Origin of the sequence: Cryobacterium frigoriphilum (assembly GCF_004403305.1) — a bacterium.
GTDB classification, from domain to species: domain Bacteria; phylum Actinomycetota; class Actinomycetes; order Actinomycetales; family Microbacteriaceae; genus Cryobacterium; species Cryobacterium frigoriphilum.
On sequence record NZ_SOHE01000041.1, the window covers coordinates 195,401 to 221,419 of the forward strand.

At 66.9% G+C, this 26,019-nt stretch carries 22 protein-coding genes; 6 read left to right on the forward strand and 16 right to left on the reverse strand.

Going from position 1 to position 26,019, the window contains the following annotated elements; genetic code table 11:
• Window positions 1–3: 3 nt before the first annotated feature.
• The 3 genes from gcvH to E3T55_RS09400 all read right to left on the reverse strand — a co-directional run bounded on the left by gcvH (window position 4) and on the right by E3T55_RS09400 (window position 2,371).
• Window positions 4–375, reverse strand: a complete 372-nt coding sequence (gcvH, locus tag E3T55_RS09390) for a glycine cleavage system protein GcvH (RefSeq protein WP_134519276.1) — start codon at window positions 373–375, stop codon at window positions 4–6.
• A 67-nt stretch (window positions 376–442) separates the two neighbouring features.
• Complete coding sequence (gcvT, locus tag E3T55_RS09395; protein WP_134519277.1) at window positions 443–1,591, reverse strand: glycine cleavage system aminomethyltransferase GcvT; 1,149 nt, start codon at window positions 1,589–1,591, stop codon at window positions 443–445.
• 162 nt (window positions 1,592–1,753) lie between these two features.
• Window positions 1,754–2,371 (reverse strand): LON peptidase substrate-binding domain-containing protein, encoded by a 618-nt coding sequence (locus E3T55_RS09400; RefSeq protein ID WP_134519278.1) that lies wholly within the window; start codon window positions 2,369–2,371, stop codon window positions 1,754–1,756.
• A 269-nt stretch (window positions 2,372–2,640) separates the two neighbouring features.
• On the opposite strand from E3T55_RS09400, the gene E3T55_RS09405 reads away from it, so the two are divergent.
• Window positions 2,641–2,988 (forward strand): LysR family transcriptional regulator, encoded by a 348-nt coding sequence (locus tag E3T55_RS09405; RefSeq protein ID WP_134519279.1) that lies wholly within the window; start codon window positions 2,641–2,643, stop codon window positions 2,986–2,988.
• An 88-nt stretch (window positions 2,989–3,076) separates the two neighbouring features.
• Window positions 3,077–4,744: an ABC transporter ATP-binding protein gene (locus E3T55_RS09410; RefSeq protein ID WP_134519280.1), complete on the forward strand. Its 1,668-nt coding sequence runs from the start codon at window positions 3,077–3,079 to the stop codon at window positions 4,742–4,744.
• 442 nt (window positions 4,745–5,186) lie between these two features.
• Here E3T55_RS09410 and E3T55_RS09415 read toward each other — a convergent pair whose 3' ends face one another.
• The 3 genes from E3T55_RS09415 to E3T55_RS09425 form a co-directional block, all read right to left on the reverse strand.
• A complete protein-coding gene (locus tag E3T55_RS09415; protein ID WP_134519281.1) occupies window positions 5,187–6,143 on the reverse strand; it encodes an ABC transporter permease in 957 nt (318 codons plus the stop codon).
• Window positions 6,140–7,144 carry an ABC transporter permease gene (locus E3T55_RS09420; RefSeq protein ID WP_134519282.1) on the reverse strand — a complete coding sequence of 335 codons (1,005 nt, stop codon included), beginning with the start codon at window positions 7,142–7,144 and terminating at the stop codon, window positions 6,140–6,142. Before E3T55_RS09420 ends, E3T55_RS09415 begins: the two co-directional genes overlap by 4 nt.
• A gap of 86 nt (window positions 7,145–7,230) precedes the next feature.
• Window positions 7,231–8,871 carry an ABC transporter substrate-binding protein gene (locus E3T55_RS09425; protein WP_134519283.1) on the reverse strand — a complete coding sequence of 547 codons (1,641 nt, stop codon included), beginning with the start codon at window positions 8,869–8,871 and terminating at the stop codon, window positions 7,231–7,233.
• 425 nt (window positions 8,872–9,296) lie between these two features.
• Here E3T55_RS09425 and E3T55_RS09430 point away from each other — a divergent pair, with 425 nt between their 5' ends.
• Window positions 9,297–12,566, forward strand: a complete 3,270-nt coding sequence (locus tag E3T55_RS09430; RefSeq protein ID WP_134519284.1) for a DUF4082 domain-containing protein — start codon at window positions 9,297–9,299, stop codon at window positions 12,564–12,566.
• 38 nt (window positions 12,567–12,604) lie between these two features.
• Here E3T55_RS09430 and E3T55_RS09435 read toward each other — a convergent pair whose 3' ends face one another.
• The gene (locus E3T55_RS09435; RefSeq protein WP_134519285.1) at window positions 12,605–14,329 is read right to left on the reverse strand and encodes an ABC-F family ATP-binding cassette domain-containing protein; all 1,725 of its coding nucleotides are present in this window, start codon (window positions 14,327–14,329) and stop codon (window positions 12,605–12,607) included.
• Between the two features lie 237 nt (window positions 14,330–14,566).
• Here E3T55_RS09435 and E3T55_RS09440 point away from each other — a divergent pair, with 237 nt between their 5' ends.
• Window positions 14,567–16,900, forward strand: coding sequence for an arylsulfatase (locus E3T55_RS09440; RefSeq protein ID WP_134519286.1), 2,334 nt, complete (start codon window positions 14,567–14,569; stop codon window positions 16,898–16,900).
• 134 nt (window positions 16,901–17,034) lie between these two features.
• Window positions 17,035–17,874: a formylglycine-generating enzyme family protein gene (locus tag E3T55_RS09445; RefSeq protein WP_478213437.1), complete on the forward strand. Its 840-nt coding sequence runs from the start codon at window positions 17,035–17,037 to the stop codon at window positions 17,872–17,874.
• Window positions 17,875–17,888: 14 nt separating this feature from the next.
• On the opposite strand, the gene E3T55_RS09450 is transcribed toward E3T55_RS09445, so the two are convergent.
• The 4 genes from E3T55_RS09450 to E3T55_RS09465 form a co-directional block, all read right to left on the reverse strand.
• Window positions 17,889–18,614: a DUF2461 domain-containing protein gene (locus E3T55_RS09450; RefSeq protein WP_198418545.1), complete on the reverse strand. Its 726-nt coding sequence runs from the start codon at window positions 18,612–18,614 to the stop codon at window positions 17,889–17,891.
• Window positions 18,611–19,186: an HhH-GPD-type base excision DNA repair protein gene (locus tag E3T55_RS09455; protein WP_174775454.1), complete on the reverse strand. Its 576-nt coding sequence runs from the start codon at window positions 19,184–19,186 to the stop codon at window positions 18,611–18,613. Before E3T55_RS09455 ends, E3T55_RS09450 begins: the two co-directional genes overlap by 4 nt.
• A 137-nt stretch (window positions 19,187–19,323) precedes the next feature.
• Window positions 19,324–19,695, reverse strand: coding sequence for a PH domain-containing protein (locus tag E3T55_RS09460; protein ID WP_134519289.1), 372 nt, complete (start codon window positions 19,693–19,695; stop codon window positions 19,324–19,326).
• A 94-nt stretch (window positions 19,696–19,789) separates the two neighbouring features.
• Window positions 19,790–20,464, reverse strand: a complete 675-nt coding sequence (locus E3T55_RS09465; RefSeq protein WP_134519290.1) for an SDR family NAD(P)-dependent oxidoreductase — start codon at window positions 20,462–20,464, stop codon at window positions 19,790–19,792.
• A 249-nt stretch (window positions 20,465–20,713) separates the two neighbouring features.
• On the opposite strand from E3T55_RS09465, the gene E3T55_RS09470 reads away from it, so the two are divergent.
• Window positions 20,714–21,607 (forward strand): hypothetical protein, encoded by an 894-nt coding sequence (locus E3T55_RS09470; protein WP_134519291.1) that lies wholly within the window; start codon window positions 20,714–20,716, stop codon window positions 21,605–21,607.
• Between the two features lie 184 nt (window positions 21,608–21,791).
• Here E3T55_RS09470 and E3T55_RS09475 read toward each other — a convergent pair whose 3' ends face one another.
• The 5 genes from E3T55_RS09475 to ychF form a co-directional block, all read right to left on the reverse strand.
• Window positions 21,792–23,099, reverse strand: a complete 1,308-nt coding sequence (locus tag E3T55_RS09475) for a cell wall-binding repeat-containing protein (RefSeq protein WP_134519292.1) — start codon at window positions 23,097–23,099, stop codon at window positions 21,792–21,794.
• 353 nt (window positions 23,100–23,452) lie between these two features.
• On the reverse strand, window positions 23,453–23,881 hold the full coding sequence (locus E3T55_RS21165) for a DUF2695 domain-containing protein (RefSeq protein WP_134519293.1): 429 nt from the start codon (window positions 23,879–23,881) through the stop codon (window positions 23,453–23,455).
• A 471-nt stretch (window positions 23,882–24,352) separates the two neighbouring features.
• Window positions 24,353–24,688, reverse strand: coding sequence for a type II toxin-antitoxin system PemK/MazF family toxin (locus E3T55_RS09490; RefSeq protein ID WP_255455386.1), 336 nt, complete (start codon window positions 24,686–24,688; stop codon window positions 24,353–24,355).
• Window positions 24,676–24,879: an antitoxin MazE family protein gene (locus tag E3T55_RS09495; RefSeq protein WP_134519294.1), complete on the reverse strand. Its 204-nt coding sequence runs from the start codon at window positions 24,877–24,879 to the stop codon at window positions 24,676–24,678. Before E3T55_RS09495 ends, E3T55_RS09490 begins: the two co-directional genes overlap by 13 nt.
• A 54-nt stretch (window positions 24,880–24,933) precedes the next feature.
• Window positions 24,934–26,007: a redox-regulated ATPase YchF gene (gene ychF / locus E3T55_RS09500; RefSeq protein ID WP_134519295.1), complete on the reverse strand. Its 1,074-nt coding sequence runs from the start codon at window positions 26,005–26,007 to the stop codon at window positions 24,934–24,936.
• Window positions 26,008–26,019 lie beyond the last annotated feature (12 nt).

Sequence of the window (26,019 nt, forward strand, 5' to 3'; positions counted from 1 at the left end):
CGGCTATTCGCCGGTGAGGGCGGTGTACTCGGCGAAGCTGAGCAGGGCGGGCAGCTCGGTGAATTCGACCTTGATCAGCCAGCCCTCGCCGAAGGGGTCGCTGTTGACCAGTTCGGGGCTGTCGACGACGGCCGCGTTCGTGGCCGTGACGGTGCCGTTCACCGGGGCGAAGAGCTCACCGACCGATTTGGTGCTCTCGATCTCGCCGACGACGGTGCCGCTCGCGACGGCGCTGCCGACCTCGGGCAGCTCGACGAAGACCACATCGCCGAGCTTCTCGGCGGCGTAGGCGGTGATGCCAACGGTCGCGACGCTACCGTCGACCAGCACCCACTCGTGCTCACTGGTGTACTTGAGTTCAGACTTGTCTGCCATGGGAATTCCTCTCAGGTGAATCAGTATGAAGCTGAATCAGTATGAAGCTGTGAAATCAGGAGCTGCGCTATTTCTGGCGCTTATAGAAGGGAAGCGACGTGACCGTCGCGGGAATGCGGGTGCCGCGCACGTCGACGTAGACCTCGGTGCCGAGGCGGGCGAGCGGCGCGGGCACGTAGGCCATCGCGATCGGGTAGCCCAGCGTGGGCGAGAGCGCACCGCTCGTGATGATGCCCTCGGGTTCGGTCGCATCGAGGCTGCGAAAGATGCGGTAATCGGCACGCCCGGCGCGCTTGCCGGTGCTGATCAGCCCCACGAGCACCGGGGCTTCGGCGCTCGGGCCCTCTTCGCTTGCGGCCCGGCCGATGAAGTCGGTGTCCTTGGCGAGGTTCACGACCCGGCCGAGTCCGGCCTGGGCGGGAAACGTGTTGCGGGTCAGTTCGTGGCCGTAGAGCGGCATCCCCGCCTCGAGGCGCAGCGTGTCACGGCTCGCGAGCCCGGCGGGAACGAGCCCGGCGTCGGTACCGGCCGCCAGCAGCGCGTCCCACAGGGCGGCCGCGTTCGCATTCGGCAGGTACAGCTCGAAGCCGTCTTCACCGGTGTAGCCGGTGCGGGCGATGAACACCGGCACCTCGGGCAGGTCGATACCGGCGAAAGTGCCGGTCACCGCGCGGTAATAGCGCAGCGTTCTGAGGTCAGCAGATGCTCCGAATCCGGCCGTCTGCGCCAGGATAGCGAGTGCGGCGGGGCCCTGCACGGCGATCAGGGCGGTGTCATCACTCTCGTCGGTGACGGTAACGTCGAAGCGCGCGGCGCGCTGCTGCAGGGCGTCGACCGCGGCAAAACGGTTGCCGGCATTGGCGACCACGAGGAACTCGGATTCGGCGGTGCGGTAGACGACGACGTCGTCGATGATGCCGCCGTTCTCGGCCAGCAGCAGGCTGTATTTCGCCTGCAGCAGCGTGATCGCGGACAGCTGCCCGGCGAGCGCATAGTCGAGGTAGGCGCCGGCATCCGGTCCGCTGACCCGGATCTCGGCCATGTGCGAGAGGTCGAAGAGGCCGGCGGCGGTGCGCACGGCGTGGTGCTCGGCGAGGTCACTCGAGTAGCGCACCGGCATCTGCCAGCCGGCGAAGTCGGTGAAGCTGGCACCGGCATCAATGTGAGCCTGGTGCAGGGGCGAGAAACGCTGGGCGTTGGTGTCCGTGACGGTCATGAGTTCTCCGGTGTCGCCGGCCGGAGCCGTGGGTCAGCGAGGCTCAGGTGAACCCCATTGGTGCGACCAGCCTAACGCGTGCAATCTGCGCTCGGGGTGCACGACATCGCAGGTCCTGCGGCTGTGCCCGGTGCACACCTCCTGGGCCGACTTCCGGACCTTCTAGTCTTGTGGCCAGGCCTCACCGAGTGTTTCGGTCGCCGCTGTCGCGAGGTCGAGCACCGAGGTCAGCAGCCCCTCCATGGTCTCGGAGCGCAGCAGCGCGATCTGGTCGAGCGGGCCGAGCGGCGCGACCGCGGCGAGCTGCCAGGCCGCCGCCACCGGGTCGGTCGACAGTTCCACCTCGGGCGACCACTGCTGGTCGGTGAACTCGCTCGCGAGGGCGAGTCCGCGCCGCACTGTCGCTTCGACCTGGGCCCGCAGCGGCAGCAGGGAGTCGTGCCAGTCGAGCTCGGCGAGTTCTCGCACGACGGCCTGCGGATGCGGCTCCTCGGCCATCCACTCGACCACCTCGATGCGCCGCTCGCCCTGGGCGAAGACACCGAGGTAGCCCTCGGGCGCGGACACCTGAATCACCCGCGCGACGGTACCGACGTCGAACCGGTGCTCGCCGCCGCCGACCTCCTGGCCGCGTTCGATCAGCACCACGCCAAAATCCGGCAACGGGGCATCAAGTACCTTGGCGAGCATGACGAGGTAACGCTCCTCGAACACCCGCAATTTCATGGGCATATAGGGGAACAGCACGGATCCGAGCGGGAACATCGGCAGGGTCGTCATGGTCCCAGCGTTTCACGCCTCGGCCCGCACGCCAAGACCCCTGTCCCTGCACGCCGCCTAGCCCGCCGCCCTAGCCCGCCGCCCTGGCCCGCCGCCCTCGCCCCGCGGGCGGCGTCATATCCGCGAGAGCGGGTGAATCGTCGCTCTGAGCAGGCCTGACCGACGATTCACCCGCTCTCGCGGAAGGGCGGCCGCCCTGCCCTGCCGACCGGCGGGGTCGCGTAGCCTAGAAGGCACACGAATCGCGCCCGCCACGAAAGGCTTCTCTCTTGGACATCACCCTGCTTCGGCAGTTCATCGCCGCGGCCGAGGAACCGGACTTCGTGCGCGCCGCGAACCTGCTCGGCGTGACCCGCCAGAAGCTGAGCGCCGGTATTCGTACCCTTGAAAAGCAGGTCGGCTTCGCTCTCTTCGACCGCGACGCCCCCGCCACCACTCTCACCGAGGCGGGCACTGCCCTGCTGGCGGATGCCCGCCTCGAGCTGGCAGCATCCGTCGCCAACGCCAAACGCACGAGTCCGAACACCGGCGGAAAGGCCAAAGCGTCGAAGGGTCAGGGCCGGGCGCCCGCGGTGAAGGGGCAACCGCGCCCCGGCAAGAAACGCCAGTCGCGCTGACCTGTGCCCGCCCGCGCCGGAGGTTTCAGACAGGTAACGGCTGGGCGGAACACACCTGCGGGGAACGCTCGTGAGGCAGGATGGACAGATGGACTCATCAACGGTGCCCCTGCTGCGCGTGCGTGACCTCGCGGTCAGTTTCAGAACGAGCGGCGGCGATGTGGATGCCGTGCGGGGCGTGTCCTTCAACATCCCCCAGGGCGAGACCCTCGCCATCGTCGGCGAGTCGGGTTCCGGCAAGTCCACCACGGCGATGGCGATCATCGGCCTGCTGCCCGCCAACGGGCGCATCACCGGCGGCAGCATCGAATTCAACGGTCGCGAACTGGTCGGGCTGCCCGAATCGGAGATGCGCGGCATCCGTGGCGCGTCGATCGGCCTCGTGCCGCAGGATCCGATGTCGAACCTCAACCCGGTGTCGCGCATCGGCACTCAGGTCGCCGAGACGCTGCTCGCACACGGCAAGGCCACCCGCAAAAACGTCACCGAGAAGGTCGTCGAGGCGCTGAGCGCGGCCGGACTGCCGAACGCCGCCGAACGGGCTCGCCAGTACCCCCATGAGTTCTCGGGCGGAATGCGCCAGCGAGCCCTCATCGCCATCGCGCTCGCCTGCTCGCCGAAGCTGCTCATCGCCGACGAACCCACGAGCGCGCTCGACGTGACGGTGCAGCGCACCATCCTCGACCAGATCGACCGGATGACCGCCGAACTTCATTCCGGCGTGCTGCTCATCACCCACGACCTGGGTCTGGCCGCCGAGCGCGCCTCCCGGCTCGTGGTCATGCACCGTGGCCTCGTCGTGGAGACCGGCCCGGCCGCCGCCCTGCTCCGGGCCCCGCAGCACGACTACACGAAGGCTCTCGTGAACGCCGCCCCGAGCGTCGCGGCGATTCGCGCCGGGTCGGTTGCGGCTCGACCCGTGATTCGCCTCGCCGATCGGCCCGATGGCGCTCAGCCCGCTGCGGTGCCCGTCGACAATATCGTCGAGGTGCGCGGACTCACCAAGCACTACCCGGTTCGTGGCCAGAAGAGCCCGTTCGTGGCCGTCGACGATGTGTCATTTGACATTCCGCGCGGTCAGACCGTCGCGATCGTCGGCGAATCGGGGTCGGGCAAGACCACGACCGCGCGCATGCTGCTGCGCGTCTTCGACCCCACCTCCGGCTCGATCAACTTCAACGGCCGCGACGTGGCCAAGCTCGATAAGAAGCAGCTGCGCGACTTTCGCGAGCGGGTGCAGCCGATCTTTCAGGACCCGTATTCCTCGCTCAACCCGTCGTTCACGATCGGGCGCATCATCGAGGAACCGCTCGTCGCCTATAAGCGCGGCTCGCAGACCGAACGGCGCACCCGCGTGCGCAGCCTGCTCGACCAGGTCGCGCTACCCACAACGATGCTGCGCCGCTACCCCAGCGAGCTCTCCGGCGGCCAGCGCCAGCGGGTCGCGATCGCTCGGGCGCTCGCCCTGAACCCCGACCTGATCATCTGCGACGAGCCGGTGTCGGCCCTCGACGTGCTCGTGCAGGCACAGATCCTCGACCTGCTGACCGAGCTGCAGGACCGCCTCGGCCTCAGCTACCTGTTCATCTCCCACGACCTCGCGGTCGTTCGGCTGATCAGCGACCGGGTCTGCGTCATGCAAAACGGTGCGATCGTCGAGTCGGCGCCCTCGGAGCAACTCTTCAGCAACCCAGAGCACCCGTACACTCGGCAGCTGTTGGCTTCGATCCCCGGCAACGAACTGCAGATCGCCTAGCTCGCCCCGCGTACCATTCGACGGAGTTCGACCCCGAAAAGCACATCGGCAGCCCGCAACAGATGTTTTCGAGACCGATCTCCGTCGAATGGTACGGCCCACACCAGTTCCGGACCCACCGCCGGGCAGCGGATGCCCCGGGGGCGGGCCCCGCGCATCCGTCGCCGCTCGCCACGCGTACCATTCGACGGAGTTCAGCCCGATCAGCCGGCTTCGCAGCCCGAAACACACGTTCTCAAGCCCGATCTCCGTCGAATGGTACGGCCCACACCAGTTCCGGGCCCACCGCCGGGCAGCGGATGCCTCGGGGGCCGACCCCGCGCATCCGTCGCCGCTCCGCCCCGCGTACCATTCGACGGAGTCAGACCCTGAAAAGCACGTCGGCAGCCCGAAACATCTCTGAAACGGGCGAAACTCCGTCGAATGGTACGGGGCAGAGACGCTAGCGGCGGCCGCGCGGGTCGAGAGCCTCCCGCAGGGCCTCGCCGAAGAGGGTGAAGCCGAGTGCGGTGATTGCGATGCAGATACCGGGCAGGAACGCGAGTTGCGGGGCGATCGCCAGCTCGTTCTGGGCGTAGGTCAGCATGCGACCCCATTCCGCGGTTTCCGGGCGGCCGCCGCCGAGACCGAGGAACGACAGCGCCGCCGCATCGATGACGGCGGTCGCGAGGCTCAGCGTGCCCTGCACCACGACCGGGCCGAGACTGTTGGGCAGCACATGGCTCATCGTCACCGTACGCCGACTCAGCCCGAGGGTTTGCGCGGCCAGCACGTAGTCAGCGGTGCGCTGCTGCAGCATCGACGATCGCAACAGCCGCGCGAAGATCGGTACCTGGCTGGCACCGATGGCGATCATGATGGCGAGCGGTCCCTGGCCGAGGATCGCGGCGATGCTCACCGCGAGCAGCAGGTTCGGGACCGACAGCAGAATGTCGACCAGGCGCATGAGCACGTTGTCGACCCAGCCGCCGAAGGCTCCGGCGATGATGCCGATGAGCATGCCGCCGGCCAGGCCGAGGGCGGTCGAGACCAAGCCGATCACGAGCGAGGCGCGGGCACCCCAGATCAGTTTCGAGAGCACGTCGCCGCCGAAGCGGTCGAGACCCAACGGATACGCAGCGATCTCGCCGATGCCGGGAATGACCGTCGGGCGAATCTCGCGCTGTCCGGGCAGTGCCTCACCGCCGTAGGGGGCGAGCCACGGGGCGAGCAGGGCCACCAGCACGAACAGGAAGACGATGATCGTGCCGGCGATTGCCTGCGGGTTGCGCCGCAACCGCGCGAAGGCGTCGCCCCACAGGCTCGAGCCGTGGTCGGCGGCACTGCCAGAGGGCGGGGTCGGCGTTCCGGGCGCACCAGGCAGACCGGTGGGGCCGGCCGGCGGAAGAGAAACACTCATTGCACACGCACCCTGGGGTCGATGAGGCTGTAGCTGAGGTCCACGATCAGGTTGATGATCGCGTACAGCACAGCGATGAAGAGAATGAAGCCCTGCAGCACGGGAAAGTCGCGCGCAAAGATGGCGTCGGCGAGAAAGCGTCCGATACCACTGAACGCGAAGACCGTCTCGGTGAGCACCGCCCCCGAGATCAGCAGGCCGAGCTGCAGCCCGATCGTCGTCACGACGGGCAGCATCGCGTTGCGAAGCACGAACCGGTCGCGAATGGTGCGCTCGAGGATTCCCTTGGCGCGGGCGGTTCTGACGTAGTCGGCGCTGGCTACTTCGAGAACGGATGCCCGGGTGATGCGCACAATGATGGCCAGCGGGATCGTGCCCAGCGCAATGCCGGGCAGAATCAGGTGGGTGAAGGCATCCCAGGCGGCGTCGTACTCACCGGTCAGCAGGCCGTCGAGCACCCAGAAGCCGGTGAAGTGGGTCGCGTCGATGCGCGAATCCTGACGGCCGTCGGGCGGGAACCAACCGAGCTGAACCGCGAACACCCACTTCAGGATGAAGGCGAGGAAGAACACCGGGATGGTGATGCCGATCAGGCTCACCACGACCGAAACGTGGTCGGCGGCTTTGCCGTAGTACTTGGCCGCGACGTAACCGAGCGGAAGTCCGATGCCGATGGCGAAGATGAGGGCAACGATCGTCAGTTCGATCGTCGCGGGAAAACGCAGGGCGAATTCCTGCAGCACCGGGCGGCCGGTCTCGATCGAGACGCCGAAGTCCCCCGTGAGGAGGCGCTGCATGTAGGTGAAGTATTGCTCGACGATGGGTTTATTGAACCCATATGTTTCGTTGATCTCGGCGATGGCGTCCGGGGTCGCCCGCTCGCCGAGCAGGGCGGTCGCCGGACCGCCCGGAAGAGAGCGCACCCAGAGAAACAACAGCAGGGACAACCCGAGCAGGGTGGGAATCACGAGGGCGATTCGTTTAGCTATGACGCGGAGCACACGAGCCTTTCGATGACCCGGGGGAAGAATGCGGTTGCACTCTTCCCCCGGGCGGTGGACTAACTATCTTGTGGCGCGGCGTGCGTCTATTCGCTCAGTTCGATGCGGTTGAACGTCTCATCGTTGACGGGGCTCACGGGGTAGCTCGTGACCCGCTTCGAGAACGCCAGCGACGGGGCCGGGTGCGCGAGCGGGATCGCCGGGATGAACTCCGCGATCGTCTGATTGATGTCTTCGTAGAGCGGGATCTGTTCTTCGAGGTTGCTGATGCCGCGGGCCTCGTCGAGCGCTGCGAACAGCTCGGGGTTGTTGAAGCCGTACTCGGGCTTCTCGTCGCCGAAGAAGACGCCGACGAAGTTGTCGGTGTCGTTGTAGTCGCCGGTCCAGCCGAGCAGGTGGATGCCGTGGTCCGTCGAGGCCTGAACGCGGTCCAGGTAGTCAGGGCTCCAGGCGTTGGGCTGCGGGTTGATCGTGATTCCGATTTCACTGAGCTGGGCGCTGAGGTTGGTGAAAACCTCTTCCGGTGTCGGCATGTACGGCCGGGAGACCCCGGTCGGGTAGTTGAAGTCGAGCGTGAAGCCTTCGGGGTAGCCGGCCTCGGCGAGCAGTGCCTTGGCCGCTTCGGGGTCGTACTCGAACGTGGTCACGTCTTCGTTGTAACCGGCGACCACCGGCGGGATGAACTGCGTGGCGAGCTGGGTGCCCTCGGGCAGCGTCTGGTCGATGAGCTGCTGCTTGTCAATGGCCATCGACAGGGCTTGGCGCACGCGCACGTCCTGCAGTTCCGGAACGGCCTGGTTGATGCCGAGGTAGAGGATCGTGAACGGGTCGCGCGGCATGATCTGGAAGCCGTCGGCGGCCAGGGCTACCGTGTCGGCGGGGGCGACGAGGTCATAGCCGTCGATACTGCCGGCCTCGAGGGACTGGCGACGGGCCTGTGGGTCGTCGATGATGCGGAAGATGATCGACTGCACATCGCCCTGTTCGCCCCAATAGTCGGCATAGGCGCTCAGCTCGATCTGCGAGCCGACCTCCCACGAGTCGAAGACGAACGGGCCGGTTCCGACGGGGTGACCCTGCGCGTACTCGCTGAGGCTCGGTGCTTCTTCGGAGCCACCGATCTCGTCGGCGGCGAACTCTTCGAGCGCGGCGGGGCTCTGCATGGCGAAGGCCGGCAGCGAGAGAGCGGCGATGAATCCGGCGAACGGCAGGGCCAGGTTGACCGTGACTTCGCCCTCGGTGTCGCCGACGGCACAGCTGTCGTAAACGGCACCCTCCGGGGCATCGGCGTAGGCGCGGAACAGGCTGCCGTAGTAGTAGGCGACGGCCGGGCTCTGGGCGACGCCGGTGAAGTTGAACCAGCGGTCGAAGTTGAAGCAGACGGCGTCGGCGTTGAAGTCGGTGCCGTCGTGGAACGTCACGTCTTCTTTGAGAGTGAACGTGTACGAGAGCCCGTCGTCGGACTGTTCCCAGGACTCGGCGAGCAGCGGGGCGGGGTCGGCGGTGCCGGCTTCGACGCCAACGAGGCCCTCAAAGATCTGGCGGGAGACACGGAACGACTCGCCGTCACTCGCGAAGGCCGGGTCGAGGCTCTTGGGGTCGCTCGACGCGGCGAAGACGAAGGTGCTGTCGACGTCACCCGTGTCGGTGGCGGCACCATCTCGGTCACTCTGCACGCATCCGGTGAGGAGCACAACACCAGCAACGACGATGGCGGCGGCGGTCATGCCGCGCCCTCGGGATTTCACTCTGAACACGGGGATTCTCCTGTCCGATGATGGAATGTCACGATATTTGCGACATTGGAAAGTACGTGCCACCGCCCCAGGGCGAAATCGGCATGGTTCGAGGCTATGTCGCCCGATGTTTCCTGCGCATTGCCTCCACTGAATGGGGCATAACGTTTTGGCATCGAATGACTATTTGTGCATTCTGACGCACGAAACCGTTCGTCTGATCGGCCTGTGCGCACAATTTCGCCACGGCAGCCCCCGCGAGACCGACGCTCATTCGAGCGGATGCGCAGACAAATCGGACCTGCCCGTTGACTCAAACGGGGGTGCACGCCATGATCGGCGCGACACCGGTGCGACCGGTTCCATTCGGCCACCACCACCCGTCGGTCACAGCCCGTCGAACAGAGGAAGCGCCGATGCACACTCGAGGTACCCCCGCACCCTCCCGGCCGCGACTGCTCTGGGCATCCGCTCTCGCCGTCGCCCTCGTCGGCACCCTGATCACGGGGCTATTCGCGCCGCTGGGGGTGCCGGCCGCCCGGGCCGCCGGTCCCTGCGACGTGCCGATCGTGAACGCCGTCGCGTGCGAGAACACCAAGGCCGGCACTCCCGCCTCACAGTGGGACGTCTCCGGTGCCGGCGACCCCACGATTCAGGGCTTCGCCACGGACATGAGCGTCAACCTCGGCGGCCGCATCGGCTTCAAGGTCGACACGACCGCGGCGAGCTTTCGCATCGATATCTACCGAATAGGCTTCTACGGCGGATCAGGGGCGCGGGCCATCGGTTCCGTCACCGCGACGACCGCGCGTGATCAGCCCAACTGCGTGAGCAACTCCGGCACCGGACTCGTCGACTGCGGCAACTGGAGCGAATCCGCCTCGTGGACCGTTCCCAGCACCGCGGTCTCGGGGGTCTACATCGCCCGCCTCGTGCGCACCTCGGGCGCTGCCGGGGCCAGCCACGTGATCTTTGTCGTACGCGACGACGCCAGCCGGTCGGACCTGTTGTTTCAGACCTCCGACACGACCTGGCAGGCCTACAACCAGTACGGCGGTAACAGCCTCTACACCGGATCCCCCGTCGGTCGCGCCTACAAGGTGAGCTACAACCGGCCCGTCACCACGCGAGGAAACGCGCCGGAAGACTCCCTGTTCAACGCCGAATACCCGATGATTCGCTGGCTCGAAGCGAACGGTTACGACGTGAGCTACTCGAGCGGTGTCGACAGCGACCGGCGCGGCGCGCTGATTCGCAACCACAAGACGTTTCTCTCGGTCGGCCATGACGAATACTGGTCGGGCAACCAGCGCAATCAGGTCGAAGCGGCCCGCGATGCGGGCGTCAACCTCGCCTTCTTCAGCGGCAACGAGGTGTTCTGGAAGACCCGCTGGGAGAACTCGATCGACGGCTCGGGCACCGCGTTCCGAACCCTTGTCTCCTACAAGGAAACCCAGGCCAACTCGCGCATCGATCCGACCGGCATCTGGACCGGCACCTGGCGCGACCCACGCTTCAGCCCGCCAGCGGATGGCGGTCGGCCAGAGAATGCTCTGACCGGGACCTCGTTCCGGGTGAACTGTTGCACGACCCAGATGCGCACGACCGGGGCGTTCAAGAGCCTGCGGCTGTGGCGGGGAACCAGGGTGGCCGGTCTCGCGGCGAGCGCCTCCACCCAACTCGGCACCAACACCCTCGGCTATGAGTGGGACGAAGACCCCGACAACGGGTTCCGTCCCGCCGGCCTGCTGCCGATGTCAACGACAACCGTCGGCGGCATGGACGTGCTGCAGGACTACGGCTCGAGCTATGCCAGTGGTTCCGCGACGCATTCGCTCGTGCAGTACCGCGCCGCGAGCGGGGCTCTCGTTTTCGGCGCCGGTACCGTGCAGTGGTCGTGGGGCCTCGACGGCACGCACGATCGCGGCAGCACCACCCCCGACACCGCGATGGCCCAGGCCACCGTGAACCTGTTCGCGGACATGGGCAGCCAGCCGGCCACGATTCGGGCCGGACTGAGCGCGGCATCCGCTACGACCGACAGCACGCCACCGACGTCGGCGATCACGTCGCCCGCGGCGGGCGGCATCGCCGCGAACACCACCATCACCATCACCGGCACGGCGGCCGACACCGGCGGCGGGGTGGTCGGCGCCGTTGAGGTCTCGACCGACGGAGCCCGCACCTGGCATCGCGCGACCGGCACCACCGCGTGGACCTACAGCTGGCGCACTCCCGGTTCGGGCTCGGCGACGATTCAGACCAGGGCGGTCGACGACAGCAGCCGCCTCGAGGTGGCCGGCTCCGGGGTCACGGTCACGGTCGGCGGCACGCCGCCACCACCCCCGCCGCCGGTCACCTGCCCGTGCACGCTGTGGGATCCGGCGACGGTGCCGGCCACCCCGGCCGACACCGACACCGCTGCGGTCGAGCTCGGCACGCGCTTTCGCGCCGACACGAGCGGCGCGGTCACGGCGGTGCGGTTCTACAAGGGTCCCGGCAACACCGGCAGCCACACCGGGCGGCTGTGGTCGGCGGCCGGTGGCCTGTTGGCCACCGCGACGTTCTCGGGTGAGACCGCGACGGGCTGGCAGCAGGCCAGCTTCGCGACCCCCGTGAACCTCACCGCCGGGGCCTATTACGTGGTCTCGTACCATGCCCCCGTGGGCCGGTATGCGGTCGCCGCCAATCTGTTCACGGCGGCCGGACTGACGCGCGGACCGCTCTATGCGCCGCGCGACGGAGAGTCAGGGGCGAACGGCGTGTACCGCTACGGCGCGGCCGGGCAGTTTCCGAACGCGACCTTCCAGGGCTCGTCTTACTACGTCGAACCGGTCTTCGTGCCGGGCACGACACCCCCGCCAGGACCGGACACGACCCGGCCGACCGTCACCGGGCGCAGCCCGGCGGCCGGCGCGACCGGGGTCACCACGACGTCGGCGGTCAGTGCGACGTTCAGCGAGGCCGTCAGTGGCGGTACCCTATCGGTCGCGGCCTCGGCCGGCGGTGTGGTCGCCGGCACGACGGCGCTCGATGGTACCGGGCGAGTGCTCACCTTCACTCCGAGCACCGCGCTGGCCGCCGGCACCGCCTACACGGTCTCGTTGTCGGGGTCAGCGGATGCCGCGGGCAACGTCATGCAGGCCGTCTCCTGGACCTTCACCACGGCATCCGCCCCGCCCCCGCCGGGCGCCTGCCCGTGCAGCCTGTGGCCGACCACGACCGTGCCGACCACGAGCACCAATGGCGACTCGGCGGCCGTCGAACTTGGGGTGCGGTTCAGCTCCGATGTGAACGGTTTCGTGACCGGAGTGCGGTTCTACAAGGGGACCGGAAACACCGGCACCCACCTCGGCCGCCTCTGGTCGACCGCCGGTACGCAGCTGGCGACGGCGACCTTCACCGGGGAGTCCGCGACCGGCTGGCAGCAGGTGACCTTCGCGACGCCCGTCGCGGTGACCGCCGGCACGACGTATATCGCGTCGTACTACGCGCCGGTGGGCCGATACGCGGCCGACGCGAACTACTTCGCGACCACCGGCGTCGACCGGGCGCCCCTGCACGCGCCGGTGTCTTCGGCAACCGCGCCCACGAGCGTCTACCGCTACGGCGCGGGCGGCGGGTTTCCGAGCAGCACCTTCCGGGCCACGAACTACTGGGTGGATGTGGTCTTCACGACCGGCTGAGCGAGCCGCTAACGGCAGGAAAGGTGCCGCGCCGGCGGTCAGGCCTCCGTGACCTGGCCGCCCGCGACCCGCCAGTGCCGGTCGATGCGCACGGCATCGAGCATTCGGCGGTCGTGGGTCACGAGCAGCAGGGTGCCCTCGTAGTGTTCGAGGGCCTGCTCCAGCTGTTCGATCGCCGCGAGATCGAGGTGGTTGGTCGGTTCATCGAGCACGAGCAGGTTCACCCCCTGCGCCTGCAGCAGCGCGAGCCCGGCCCGGGTGCGCTCCCCCGGCGAGAGCTCGCCGGCCGGCCGGTTGACGTGGTCGGCCTTGAGCCCGAATTTCGCGAGCAGCGTGCGTACCTCGGCCGGCGACAGGTCCGGCAGCAGCGCTTCGAGGCTCGCCGCCAGCGGTTCGTCGCCGTCGATCAGGCTGCGGGCCTGATCGATCTCGCCGATCGTCACGTTGCTGCCGAGGTGGGCCGAGCCCGCATCCGCGCTCTGACGCCCGAGCAGAGCGCGCAGCAGCGTGGTCTTGCCGGCACCGTTGCGTCCGGTGATGCCGATTCGGTCGCCGACGTTGATCTGCAGCGAGACCGGCCCGAGAACGAAGTCTCCCTGCCGAAAGACGGCGCCGTTCAGGGTACTGACCACGGTGCTCGACCGGGGCGCGGCGCCGATCGTGAACTCCAGCTGCCACTCCTTGCGCGGTTCGTCGACCTCGTCGAGGCGTGCGATGCGGCTCTCCATCTGACGAACCTTCTGGGCCTGCTTCTCGCTCGATTCAACGGATGCTTTACGCCGGATTTTGTCGTTGTCCGGCGCCTTCTTGATCGCGTTGCGCACACCCTGACTGGACCATTCGCGCTGCGTGCGGGCCCGACCGACGAGGTCAGCCTTCTTCGCGGCGAACTCATCGAACTCCTCGCGCTTGTGGCGGCGAGCGGTGGCACGTTCCTCCAAATAGGAGTCGTAGCCGCCGCCGAAGAGCCGGTTGGAACCCTGACCGAGGTCGAGTTCGAGAACCCGGGTCACGCAGCGGGCGAGAAACTCACGGTCATGGCTGACGAGCACGACGCCGCCGCGCAAGCCACGCACGAAGGTTTCGAGCCGCTCGAGGCCGTCGAGGTCGAGGTCGTTGGTGGGCTCGTCGAGCAGCACCACGTCGAAGCGGGACAGCAGCAGTGCGGCGAGCCCGACCCGAGCGGCCTGCCCGCCGCTGAGCGCGGTCATCAGCGTCTCGGCCGAGACGGCCGAACCCGCCGCATGCGCCGGGCTGCCCGGGCCGCCCGGTGCGGTCGGTGTCGCGTCGGCGAGCGCGAGGCCGAGTTCGGCGAGCACCTGCGGCAACCGCTCGTCGAGGTCGGCGGCGCCGCTGGCCAGCCAGCGGTCGAGGGCACTCGAGTACACGTCGGCCGGGTCCCGCCCGTCGGCGCGGGGCGGCGGGTTCGGGTCGCCCAGGGCCTCGGCGGCGGCGTCCATGTCGGCCGTGGCCGCGGCGCAGCCGGTTCGGCGCCCGATGTAGCCGGCAATCGTTTCGCCGGGCAGGCGGTCGTGCTCTTGGGGCAGGGCGCCGATGAAGGCATCCGTCGGTGAAATCGTCACCGTGCCCGCCTGTGGTTCGGTCACGCCGGCGAGCAGGTTCAGCAGCGTCGACTTGCCCGATCCGTTCACCCCGACGACGCCGATGACGTCGCCGGGCGCGACGCTGAGGTCGAGATTGTCGAAGAGGGTGCGGTGGCCGTAGCCGCCGGCGAGGCCACGGGCCACGAGGGTTGCGCTCATCCGTCAATTCTGCCAGACGCGATCTCTGAGGTATTCTGCAGAAAGTGGGGCTTCTTGCCGCCGGACATACACCTGTCCGAGCTGGGCATCCGGAGTTCAACCGGAATCGGCCGCGGCCCCCCACACGAACGGCCCGCCCCCTCGGCGCGCCGACGACCAGTTCTGCCGGGCCTTTCGCGCTGACCAACGCCGCCGAGACCCGTGCCGCCGCCCTCCGCGACAGATTGTGAGCCACCCATGAAGCGACCCCCCGAGTCCCGCACCGTGCTGCCCATCCCCGACCCGATCCGCGAGAACGGCGTGCCGGTCGAGGCGCTGCTGCCCCCCACCGGCGCCCCGAACGTGGTGGTCGTCGTGATCGATGACATGGGTTTCGGCGCTTCCTCGCCGTTCGGCGGGCCGTGCCTGATGCCAACCGCGCAGCGCCTCGCCGACGAGGGTCTGCGCTACAGCCGCTTTCACGTCACCGCGCTGTGCTCGCCGACCCGGCAGGCCCTGTTGACCGGCCGCAACCACCACTCCGTCGGCATGGGCGGCACCACCGAAATGGCGACATCGTCGCCCGGCTACAACGGTTACCGCCCCTCGAGCGCCGCGACGACCGCGCAGATTCTCGGCGGCAACGGCTACAGCACGGCGGCCTTCGGCAAGTGGCACCAGACCCCCGCGCGCGAGGTCAGCCTGTCGGGACCCTTCGACCGCTGGCCCACGGGCGAAGGCTTCGATGAGTTCTACGGCTTCATGGGCGCCGAGATGAACCACTGGTACCCGCAGCTGTTCCACGGCACCACCCCGGTCGTGCCCGAGCAGCGCCCCGAAGACGGCTACCACCTCTCCGAAGACCTCACCGATCACGCCATCACCTGGATCCGCACCCAGAACGCCCTCACCCCCGACAAGCCCTTCTATACCTACCTCGCCTTCGGCGCGACCCACGCCCCGCACCACGTGGCCCCGGAGTGGATCGACAAGTACCGCGGCCAGTTCGACGGCGGATGGGACGTGCAGCGCGAGCAGACCCTCGCACGTCAGAAGCGCCTCGGTCTGGTACCCGACGACGCCGAGCTCGGCCCCTGGGCCGAGGGCGTTCCCGCCTGGGACGAGCTCGATGACGAGGCCAAGGCCGTCGCCGCCCGGTTCATGGAGACCTACGCCGGCTTCGCCGAGCACACTGATGCCCAGGTCAGCCGCCTCATCGACGAGCTCGAACGCCTCGGGCAGCTCGACAACACCCTGATCGTGTACCTGCTCGGCGACAACGGTGCCTCGGGTGAGGGCGGAATCGAAGGCACCCTGCACGAACACCTCGTCGGCCACGGCATCCCCGACAGCACGAGCGACATGGCCGAGAAGCTCGACTCCTTCGGCGACGCCACGACCTACTCGATCTACCCGGTCGGCTGGGCCCTGGCGATGAACGCGCCCTACCAGTGGACCAAGCAGGTGGCGAGCCACTTCGGCGGCACCCGCGACGGCATGATTTTGCGCTGGGGAGACCAGATCACGGGAGCCGCCGCGGGCACCGTGCGGCACCAGTTCCACCACGTGATCGACATTCTGCCGACCATCCTCGAGGCGACCGGGCTGCCGCAGCCGACGAGTGTCAACGGCGTCGTGCAGAGCCCGATCGAGGGCACCTCGATGCTGTACACCTTCGCCGATGCCGAGGCGCCGGACCAGCGCACCACCCAGTATTTCGAGATGTGCGGCAACCGTGGCATCTACCACGAGGGCTGGATGGCCGTCACCCGGCACGGCACCCCGTGGCTGATGCTGCCCGACGGGCTGCCCGCCTTCGAGGACGACGTCTGGGAGCTCTATGACACCTCCGTCGACTGGACCCAGGCCCACGACCTCGCGGCCGACCTGCCCGACAAGCTCGAGGAGCTCAAGGCGGTCTTCGTGACCGAGGCCACGAAGTACCAGGTGTTCCCGCTCGACGACCGGGTCACCGAGCGCGAGAACCCGTTCCTGGCGGGGCGCATCGACCTGCTCGCGGGCAAGGATTCGATGACCTACTCGGCCGGAATGGGCCGGTTCACCGAAGAGACCACGATGAACACCAAGAACCGCTCGCACACCCTGACGGCGAGCGTCGTGGTGCCCGAGGCCCAGGCCGACACCGTGTCCGGCGTGCTCATTGCCCAGGGCGGCCGGTTCGGCGGCTGGTCGCTGTACTGCCACGAGGGCGCGTTGACGTACTCGTACAACACCTACGGTACCTACAAGTTCACCGTGCGCGGGGAGACGACGCTCGCAGCCGGCGCCCACGAGCTGCAGATGCGGTTCGACTATGACGGCGGTGGCCTCGGCCGCGGCGCCACCATCACGCTGCTCGACGGTACGGCGGTCATCGGCGAAGGCCGCGTCGACCGCACCACGGCGTACTATTTCTCCTTCGACGAGACGCTCAACATCGGCGTCGACCTCGGCACCCCGGTGACCGACGACTACCTGGCCGTGGACAACGGCTTCACCGGTGAGATCGACTTCGTGCGTATCGACGTGCTCGAGGACGCCGTCACCGGCACTGAAGAAGACGTGGCCCGGCACGTGATGGCGCACCAGTGAGCGGGCACTGCTGTAGTCCGAGCAGCGAGGAACGGAAAACGCAGGCCACCGCCCCGGGAGCCGCGACGGGGCATCCGCTGACCGAATCGGCGCTGACCGAATCGGTGCTGAGCGAATCGGCGCTGACCGAATCGGTGCTGAGCGAATCGGCGCTGAGCGAATCGGCGCGGACCGGCGCGTTCGGCGACGCCGTCAGTCTGCCCGGCGGCGCGTTCCTGATGGGCAGCGACGACCCACTCGCCTACCCCGACGACGGCGAGGGACCGGTGCGCAGCGTCACGGTCGGGCCGTTCCGCATGCAGGCGACGACGGTCACGAATGCCCGGTTCGGCGCCTTCATCGCGGCCACCGGGTACGTGACGGATGCGCAACGCTACGGCTGGTCGTTTGTCTTCGCGGGAGAGCTTCCCGATGTGTTTCCGCCGACCCGCGGCGCCGTGCAGGCACCCTGGTGGCGGCAGGTCGAGGGCGCCACCTGGAACCTGCCCGGCGGACCCCTCGGCGGCCTGACCGCGCTGCCGGAGCATCCGGTCGTGCACGTCAGCTTTAATGACGCCACCGCCTATGCGACCTGGGTTGGCGGCCGGCTGCCGACCGAAGCCGAGTGGGAGTACGCGGCCCGCGGCGGCCTCGAACAGCAGAATTTTCCCTGGGGAAACGACCGGGAACCCGGCGGCGAGCACCGCATGAACGTCTGGCAGGGCACGTTTCCGGCGAGCAACAGCACGGCGGACGGCTGGTACGCGACCGCCCCGGCACGCTCATTCGAGCCCAACGGCTACGGCCTCTACAACATGACCGGAAACGTCTGGGAGTGGTGCGCGGACTGGTTCACGCCGGGCGAAAACCGGGTCGCCAAGGGCGGCTCGTTCCTCTGCCACGAGTCGTACTGCCGGCGCTACCGGGTGTCGGCGCGGCAGGGCCTCGGCCCGGATTCCACGACCGGAAATACCGGGTTTCGCTGCGTGGTCTGAGGCCGGAGCGGGGGTCAGCGCCGCCCGGCGGTGGCCTCGCGCTGCAACGGCGTGACCTCGGCCAGCGGCACGTTCAGCAGGTTCACGAGCGGGGTCATCGCCCGAAAACGTTCGATCACCAGGGCGGTGAAGTCCACGCCGAGGGCCGCGTCGCCGGGCAGGTTCGCGGTGACCGCCCACTGCCGGTTGCGCAACAGGTCGACTGCCGGGTGCTCGGCGTCGAACCCTTTCGGCGAGCGGATGAGCCGGTGCCCGTCGAGCGGTTCGGCCAGCCCGGTGCGCTCCACGGCCGAGAGCACCCGCCGCATCTGGGTGTGGTGCTCGAGCAGGTACTCCCGAATCGCAAACAGCTGCGGCGCCGCCGGCAGGTAGGAGCCGGCGGCGATCATCACGCCGTGCACGCCGATCTGCACGAAGTAGCCGGCTCCGCCGGTCTTTTCGAGGCCCTGCCGCGGCCAGAAGGCCGCGACGTGGGTCTTGTACGGGGTCTTGTCGCGGGCGAACCGCACGTCGCGGTAGATGCGCATCACGGCCTTCGCGGGCGGTCGCACGTGCTCGGGCGCGAACTCGGCCAGGCCGGCGCTGATCGCGTCGGCGATGAGCAGCATCCGATCTTTGAGCTCGAGTTCGTAGGTTGATTTGTGTTCGAGGAACCACTCGCGGTTGTTGCGGTGTTCGAGTTCTTCGAGAAAGTCGAAGCTCGCCTCACTGAGGTGGGGTCCCGTGATCGGGTCGCTCACTTTCCGGCGGACTTGGCGGCGGCCTTCGCGGCCCGTTTGGTCTCGCGCACCCGGGTCAGCGACTCCGGGTCGACGATGTCCGCGACGGAGCGGAACGAGCCCTCTTCGCCGTAGGGCGCGCTTGCTTCGCGCCAGCCCGTCGCCTTGAGACCGAGCCGCTTGCCGAGCACGGCGAGAAAGATCTTGGCCTTCTGCTCGCCGAAGCCGGGGAGCTTCTTGAGGCGTTTCAGTATCTCGGCGCCGTCGGGGTCGCCGCGGGTCCAGAGAGCGGATGCGTCGCCGCCCCACTCCGCCGCGATCACGCCGGCGAGGGTCTGTGTGCGGGCGGCCATTGAGCCCGGGTAGCGGTGCACAGCGGGGGTGGCGCGGAAGATCTCAACGAAGGCGTCGGCGTCGTGCTCGGCGATCGCGGACGGGTCGAGGGTGCCGAGGCGGTCCTTGACCTTGGCCGGGCCGGCGAACGCGGTTTCCATGGCAATCTGCTGGTCGAGCAGCATGCCCAGCAACAGGGCGAACGGGTCATCGGAGAGCAAAGCATCGGCGGCTAAATCGCCGGTCAAGTGCAGCATCATAGGTTCCATTCTGCCACCGGATGCCCGCGGGCTGGCCCGAGATCGGCATCCGTCAGCCCCGTTCTCGCGTTCCTCGCCGGGGTCTCACTGAAAATTGGGGAGGTCTCACGGCGAACGGCTCGATGCGGCCGGATAGGTCAGTGCGCTGCGAGCACAACCTCCGCGATCAGCCGGTCGAGCCGGCGAATATCGATGGCCTTGCCCACCTTGATCTTGATGTGACCGGCCCGTGTCCACAGCTCGAGTTCAGCGTTGAAGTCGAGCGTGCCGGCATTCTCTGAGGACCACATGTTCACGCTCGTGTACGGCAGGGAGTACAGCTCGATCTTCTTGCCTGTGATGCCTTGGGCATCGCGCACGATGAGGCGTTTCGTCGTGAAAATCGCACTATCTCGAAACGTCTTGAAGGCGGCGATGGGCTGTTCCCCGGCCACCAAAATCTCCTCAAGGCCCGCAGGAATCGGAGCTTCGGCAACGAAAGTCCAAACGGTGATTGCGGCGGCTTCCATGTTTCTCCCTGCTCGTGGACTATCGGGTGACACACCCCCCACCTTAGTGAACGGCCGGCGCGGGCAACTCAATCGCGACGAGGCTTAAAGCGTTCTATTCCCTGCCGTCCTCGAGAGGGATCAGCATCGTGCGGAACGGACCGGCAACGGAGTGGAGGTCCCAGATGCGGTCAGCGACGTCGTCGATGCCGCCCGGGAGTTGAAGCTGAGGGATACCACCGGGAATCACCAATTGATTGACGCGGATGCCCTCACCCTCGAGGGCATCGTGGAGCATCTCGCCGTAGGCACTCTCGGCAGGGAAGGCGATCGAGGTGCCGGCGAAGCCCGCACGTGCCTTCACCGAGGTTCCGCCGTTGATCATGATGATGCTGCCGCTACCCGCCTGCCGCATCGCGGGGAGCACCGCACGCGCCGCGTGGATGAGCCCGAGGGCCGAGAACTGCAGGGCCTCCAGCGCCAGCTCGGGAGTCATCTCCAGCACCGGTTTCAGGTAGTCGCGTGACGGGAGCGGGCTGTATTGCAGCGCGGTGATGGGCCCGAGCTCTGCCGCGGCGCGCGCCAGGGCGTCTTCGAGGGTGGCCGGCGTGCGAACATCCGCTGCGTACGCACTCGCGGTGAAGCCTGCAGCCGTGAGCTCGGCTGCCATGGCGTCCAGCTTCGACTGGCTCCGCGAGATGAGGGCTATCGAGAAGCCTTCCCGCCCGAACTTTCGCGCAACTGCCGCGCCGAGTCCGGGTCCAGCTCCGATAATGGCAATGACAGGCATGATGGGTTCCTTCGGTCGATGATGTTGTCGTGACCACGCGCGGCCGGAGTGATCGCCTAGCGGCTGGAGCGGGGCTCCTCCGGGTACCGTAGCCGACCAGCCTGTGCACCCTCAGGATTTGGGCTTGGCCCCCGCCCGGAAGCCCTATCGCACCCGCTGAAACCGTTCTACGGTATGCCCAGAGCCGATGTCGTCTCCATGCCGTCTTGACAGCAGACAAAACCGGCCCGAACCCGATCGGAGCCAGACATGCTAAAGAAGCTGTCCCTTGTCACGGCCGTCGCAGCCGTCGCAGCCGTATCGCTGTTGATAATGCCGGTTCTGCCCGCCACGGCCGCGCCCCTGTCCGGGGCCATTTTCACGACCGACAGTTCCGGGGTTCCGGTGAACCTGAACATCTACCCCACCAAGGAAGCGGTCTACCTCAACGGCGGACCGGGCATCAACGCCCCCGACGGCGCCGCCGGACTTCCCGCCGACACCTATTCCTTCCAGGTGACCGACCCATCCGGCGGGACGTTGTTGTCCAGCGACGCCGTCGAATGCCGACAATTCACCGTCGACGGTAGTGGTGTGATCCAGAACGTCCTGGCTTCCGGTGTCTGCGCGCACGCGACCGGATCAGACGGCGAAGACGGCGGGGCAACCGTTCAGCTGTTCCCCTACGCTGACACGCCGAATAACGGCGGCGTCTACAAGGTATGGGTCAGCCCGACGTCGCGTCTTGACTGCTCCGCTGCGGGCAACAAGAACTGCTTCGTTCCCCGGTACAGCAAAACGGACAACTTCAAGGTGAGGGACAGCCGGATTGTCGAAATCGATACCAGGTTCTGGAAGGCCGGATATTCCCAGCCGCTGGACGGGATGCTCGCCATTTGGACGGACACCAACGGTGCAACGAATGAGAAATATTCGGAGTACAACCCCGCTGTCCTGGCATTCCATGAAGCGCACGTCGAGGCGGCCGAGCAGGGCACCCATCTGATCCAGGTCAGCGATCAGGCCAATTGCGCGATCGCCCGGGTGGTCAGCCCGACAGGCAAGATCAGCACCGCGACGGGCGGCTCGGTGAGCATTGCGGTTTCGGTGAAAAACCACAGTGCCGGCAACGCAACCTACTTCGTGGACGTGTACTGCCGTTAGAAAACGGAGCCGTGGTGCGCGGCGATCACGTGCGGCGGGCAACCACCCGCCGCACGTGACTACGACCACACGCGGTACCCGACTCATCGCTCGAGCCAGCTGCAGCAAGCGGCATTCCAGACGTTGAATCCGAGGGCGCGGCGCACTACCCGTAGCCGGCATCCGCCTCACAGGACTTACTCGTCTAGGTGCAGAGACCCCACGTGTAGGGATGTGCGGCCTGATCCAACACGGCAGTTCCGCCGACCAGTGTGACGAGGGCTGGCTTAGTGGAGGTCAGGAACAATCCGAGTCCACCGGGGATGCACTGCTTCTGAGCCAGGTAGAGGCCGGCGTGCAGGCCACCCGCAGCGGCCGCAGCGGCCAGCGCATCGGGGAAGTTCTCACCCGATGCCACGAAGACATGCCTGGTGAACTGGCCCGACCATTCGTTGATGAGTCGAGACGTGTCATAGCGATCTGTTCCGGCGAAGCGCTTGACATTCTGGACGCGCGTCGTGAGTTCGTTTTCGATCGCCGGAGAGACGGCCGCAGTTCCGCCACCGATGCTTGCTTCCGTACACCCGAGGTCGGCAATCACAGACCTGGCAGACACTCCGAGGCTTTGGCTGAGGCCGTCAACGAGAAGCAGAGGGCCAGCGCTTGCGGCCGCTGTCGCGCTCAGCGACAGGGCATCTGCGAAACTCCGGCCCGAAGCGATGAAGACGGTGCCACAGCTCGGGAACGCCAGACGCGCGATGGCGGCGGATGTGGCATAGCGATCGGCGCCAAACACTCGTTGCGTTGCGTACCCCCGATTCGTCAGGGCTGCGACGACGCTGTCGTCAATGGCTCCCGGTCCGCCGGCCACGATCACGCGTGCCGGCTGGAGCCGATTGAGCTCGGCAATAACCGAGGGAGGGATCGAGAGTGGTGTCGTCAGGAGCAGCGGTCCACCCATCTGTGCCGCAGCCGCCGACGCGCTCAACCCATCGGGAAAATTCTCCCCACTCGCGAGGAACACCACTGGCGCCGCAGCAAACGCATAGCGCGAGACGGCCACGGCGGATTCATAACGATCAGCCCCGGCCACCCGTTCGACGGTGGGTTCGAGCGGTGAGCTTTCGAACGGCACGAGCGGATCGATGCCGACGGTTCCACCGGCAACGAAGGTGAACAGCGTGTCCGCGAACCGGCCTACATTTCCACTCGTCCCGTTGAGCCCCCAGCTCTGGGTTCTCGAACCGACGTTGATGTAATAGTTCCCAGGGGCGATGCCGGCCGCCTCAAAGCGCCCAGACGCGTCGGTGGAAGCCGTGTAAGCATAGCGCTCCCCGGCGGAACGGCTAAGAGCGACGTAGAAGCCCTCCTTGACCGGGTTATTTGGGCTCTCTAAGAAACGAATGGTGCCGCTGAATGTCGCGGTCACTGCGTCAGCCGCCTGCGCTGCCGGGACGGCTCCTCCAGCCATCAACAGCAGAATGAGCAACAGCGAACTGGACAGGCGTTTCATCGGGGCAGGGCTCAATTCGATCAGCGGGTTTGACGAATTGCCCGATCACGACAGGTTCTCACAGCGCTGACGCAGTGTCCAGCGACAACGCGGTCCCGTCGACGATGTCGAACTCGCTGGGGTGACAAATTCGAGGGCCGAGCGACGTCGGCTGAGCATCCGCCACCCGTCGCCGGATAGTCGACCAGGTGACCGGGCCGGAAGCGGTACTCCACCAGGTTTCGTTTCCGGTCAACATCTGAGAAACGCTAGACGTCGCCCGCGTATCCCACGCCCAGGTCAGCCGCTGCCTGCCTCAGACGCCTATGTTGGTCAGTTGTTAAACCTGAACTCGACCACGTTCCGAAGTCGAATCACCGGTACCGCGAGCGGGAAACGCGTTCCCAGTTCGCACACGGTTGAGTCGACCCCCGTCGCGTTGTCTCGCACGGGGGCATCGTGTCGGGTGGCGCAGGTTCCGCCCACGCGTCACAATCATCCGAGTCAACGAATTCATGCGCCTGCGTCCAAAGCCGCGTGGCGGGCTGATAGGTGTTCATGAACATTTCGCAATCGCAACAACATGCGCCCATCGCTGAGAGCCGCGCCAGGAGTGCCGTAGCGCGAGGGGCAACGCTATCTCGATAGTGCGATGCGAACCGGTGGGTGCCGTCGCACCCGAACTCGTCGAGTTGGCGAGCCACGAAGCAGGCGAGACATTCGCCCGCCGTGGGAGTCATGAGCGTCGAGGCGGCATCGTGAAGGATCCGCTCAGCCCGTTCGGTGATCGATGTGGGTTCCATGCGGAAACCCTGCCACGAACCTCAGACATCGGAACTCGCCACCGTTCCGGGACCGCGCAAGGCGGATCGCTGTGTCGGCCGTGAGGCCCCGCCTGCCGTGAACGATCTCATCGATCTGGCGCGACGGTTCTGCGTAATCCCGAATTGTGCTGTGCGGGATATGCCGCTGTCCCCGCTGACCCAGGCCGTCCGACTATCCATAAGTTTGGACACGATTTGTCTGCCGTGACCTCACGATTCGACAGATGCTCCGCGAAGCGACCACCGACCGAATCCCCGAGTTCGCCCACGACGACCTGGGTCGCTTTGCCTGGGGTACCAACCTTTACCCAGACTCCATGATTATCTCCAGCGCGGAGTCGATCGACCGTGCGCTCGTCAATGATCCCCGGCTGGACACGCGACGATCAGGAAAGAGTCGGACCTCCTGCCAGTGAATTCCGGAGACTGAAGACGGCGCGCCGCCTCAGTTCAATCGGCCAGTCCGAGAAAGACCATGATCAGGCGCTCCAGGTCGACAAGCTGTGGCGAAGACATCCGGCCGATCTTCTGCCCCAGGTGTGCTCGACGCACCGTGGTGATTTTGTCGACCATTACGAAGCTGGCTTCATCGAGGCCGGTCAGGGCATCGGCGGGGATTGGTAGCCGCAGTAGCGGAGCGGAAACTCGGGTGGTCGTCAACGGACACACAGTGACAGAATCCGTGCCGTCGAAGCGATCATCCTGCAGCACGACTGCCGGTCGTGGTTTGGACGCGTAAACGCCTCCCGCGACGGACCAGATCTCGCCTCTGATCAGTCCTCCCACGGAGCCGAGACGGCTTCGACGAAGGCCTGGTCATCGCCGGCGTCGTCCACACGAGCTACCGCGAGAGACTGTCGATGCGCTTCTGCCACGAACGACTCGGAACGCACGTCGGGGACCCACACCTGAACCAAACGGAAGCCCTGCTCCCGCATCCGGTCCCGATGCGCACCCACCCTGTCTCGTACAGCCATGAAGTGATGTTACATGTAACACTTGGGGCGCGCTAGGGGCGTGCGCACGCAGAACTAGACGTTGAAGCGGAACTCCACCACGTCGCCGTCCTGCATCACGTATTCCTTGCCCTCGATGCGGGCCTTGCCCTTGAGGCGAGCCTCCGCGATCGAGCCGGCGGCCATCAGGTCGTCGAAGGAGAAGATCTCAGCCTTGATGAAGCCCTTCTGGAAGTCGGTGTGAATGACGCCGGCGGCCTGCGGGGCGGTCCAGCCCTTCTGAATCGTCCAGGCGCGGCACTCTTTCGGGCCGGCGGTGAGGTAGGTCTGCAGGCCGAGGGTGTCGAAGCCGATGCGGGCGAGCTGGTCGAGACCGCTCTCGGCCTGACCGGTCGAGGCGAGCATCTCCGCGGCATCCTCTGCATCGAGCTCGCTGAGCTCGGATTCGAGCTTCGCGTCGAGGAACACGGCGTTCGCCGGGGCGACGAGGGCCGCGAGAGTGTCGAGCTTGGCCTGGTCCTGCAGCACGGCCTCGTCGACATTGAAGACGTAGATGAACGGCTTCGCCGTCAGCAGGCCGAGCTCGCGAATCGGTTCGAGGTCGAGGCTGGCCGCAGAGAGCGGCTGGCCGGCATCCAGAATGGCCTGCGCCTTGACCGCGGTCTCAAGCACGAGGGCGGGCAGCTTGCGGCCCTTGACCTCTTTCTCAAAGCGCAATACGGCCTTCTCGAGGGTCTGCAGGTCGGCGAGGATCAGCTCGGTGTTGATGGTCTCCATGTCGCCGGCCGGGTTGACCTCGCCGTCGACGTGCACCACATCGGGGTCGGCGAATCCGCGGATGACCTGGGCGATCGCATCCGCTTCGCGAATGTTGGCGAGGAACTTGTTGCCGAGCCCCTCCCCCTCGCTGGCGCCCCGCACGATGCCGGCGATGTCGACGAACGACACCGGGGCCGGCAGCAGGGTCTTGCTGCCGTAGATGGTCGCGAGATCGGCGAGGCGGGAATCGGGAAGGTTCACGATCCCGACGTTCGGCTCGATGGTGGCGAAGGGGTAGTTCGCCGCGAGTACGTTGTTTTTGGTCAACGCGTTGAAGAGGGTGGACTTGCCGACATTGGGCAGTCCGACGATTGCAATTGTAAGAGCCACGAGAGTCCAGTC

What these genes read in the sequence shown, in the direction of transcription:
- E3T55_RS09415 (WP_134519281.1), bottom strand. Translation starts at nt 6,143, where the DNA reads ATGAGTGTTTCTCTTCCGCCGGCCGGCCCCACCGGTCTGCCTGGTGCG.
- E3T55_RS09400 (WP_134519278.1), bottom strand. Translation starts at nt 2,371, where the DNA reads ATGACGACCCTGCCGATGTTCCCGCTCGGATCCGTGCTGTTCCCCTAT.
- E3T55_RS09425 (WP_134519283.1), bottom strand. Translation starts at nt 8,871, where the DNA reads ATGACCGCCGCCGCCATCGTCGTTGCTGGTGTTGTGCTCCTCACCGGA.
- E3T55_RS09495 (WP_134519294.1), bottom strand. Translation starts at nt 24,879, where the DNA reads ATGGCTGTACGAGACAGGGTGGGTGCGCATCGGGACCGGATGCGGGAG.
- E3T55_RS21165 (WP_134519293.1), bottom strand. Translation starts at nt 23,881, where the DNA reads ATGGAACCCACATCGATCACCGAACGGGCTGAGCGGATCCTTCACGAT.
- E3T55_RS09470 (WP_134519291.1), top strand. Translation starts at nt 20,714, where the DNA reads ATGCTAAAGAAGCTGTCCCTTGTCACGGCCGTCGCAGCCGTCGCAGCC.
- E3T55_RS09430 (WP_134519284.1), top strand. Translation starts at nt 9,297, where the DNA reads ATGCACACTCGAGGTACCCCCGCACCCTCCCGGCCGCGACTGCTCTGG.
- gcvH (WP_134519276.1), bottom strand. Translation starts at nt 375, where the DNA reads ATGGCAGACAAGTCTGAACTCAAGTACACCAGTGAGCACGAGTGGGTG.
- E3T55_RS09455 (WP_174775454.1), bottom strand. Translation starts at nt 19,186, where the DNA reads ATGATGCTGCACTTGACCGGCGATTTAGCCGCCGATGCTTTGCTCTCC.
- E3T55_RS09460 (WP_134519289.1), bottom strand. Translation starts at nt 19,695, where the DNA reads ATGGAAGCCGCCGCAATCACCGTTTGGACTTTCGTTGCCGAAGCTCCG.
- E3T55_RS09435 (WP_134519285.1), bottom strand. Translation starts at nt 14,329, where the DNA reads ATGAGCGCAACCCTCGTGGCCCGTGGCCTCGCCGGCGGCTACGGCCAC.
- gcvT (WP_134519277.1), bottom strand. Translation starts at nt 1,591, where the DNA reads ATGACCGTCACGGACACCAACGCCCAGCGTTTCTCGCCCCTGCACCAG.
- E3T55_RS09440 (WP_134519286.1), top strand. Translation starts at nt 14,567, where the DNA reads ATGAAGCGACCCCCCGAGTCCCGCACCGTGCTGCCCATCCCCGACCCG.
- E3T55_RS09475 (WP_134519292.1), bottom strand. Translation starts at nt 23,099, where the DNA reads ATGAAACGCCTGTCCAGTTCGCTGTTGCTCATTCTGCTGTTGATGGCT.
- E3T55_RS09465 (WP_134519290.1), bottom strand. Translation starts at nt 20,464, where the DNA reads ATGCCTGTCATTGCCATTATCGGAGCTGGACCCGGACTCGGCGCGGCA.
- E3T55_RS09410 (WP_134519280.1), top strand. Translation starts at nt 3,077, where the DNA reads ATGGACTCATCAACGGTGCCCCTGCTGCGCGTGCGTGACCTCGCGGTC.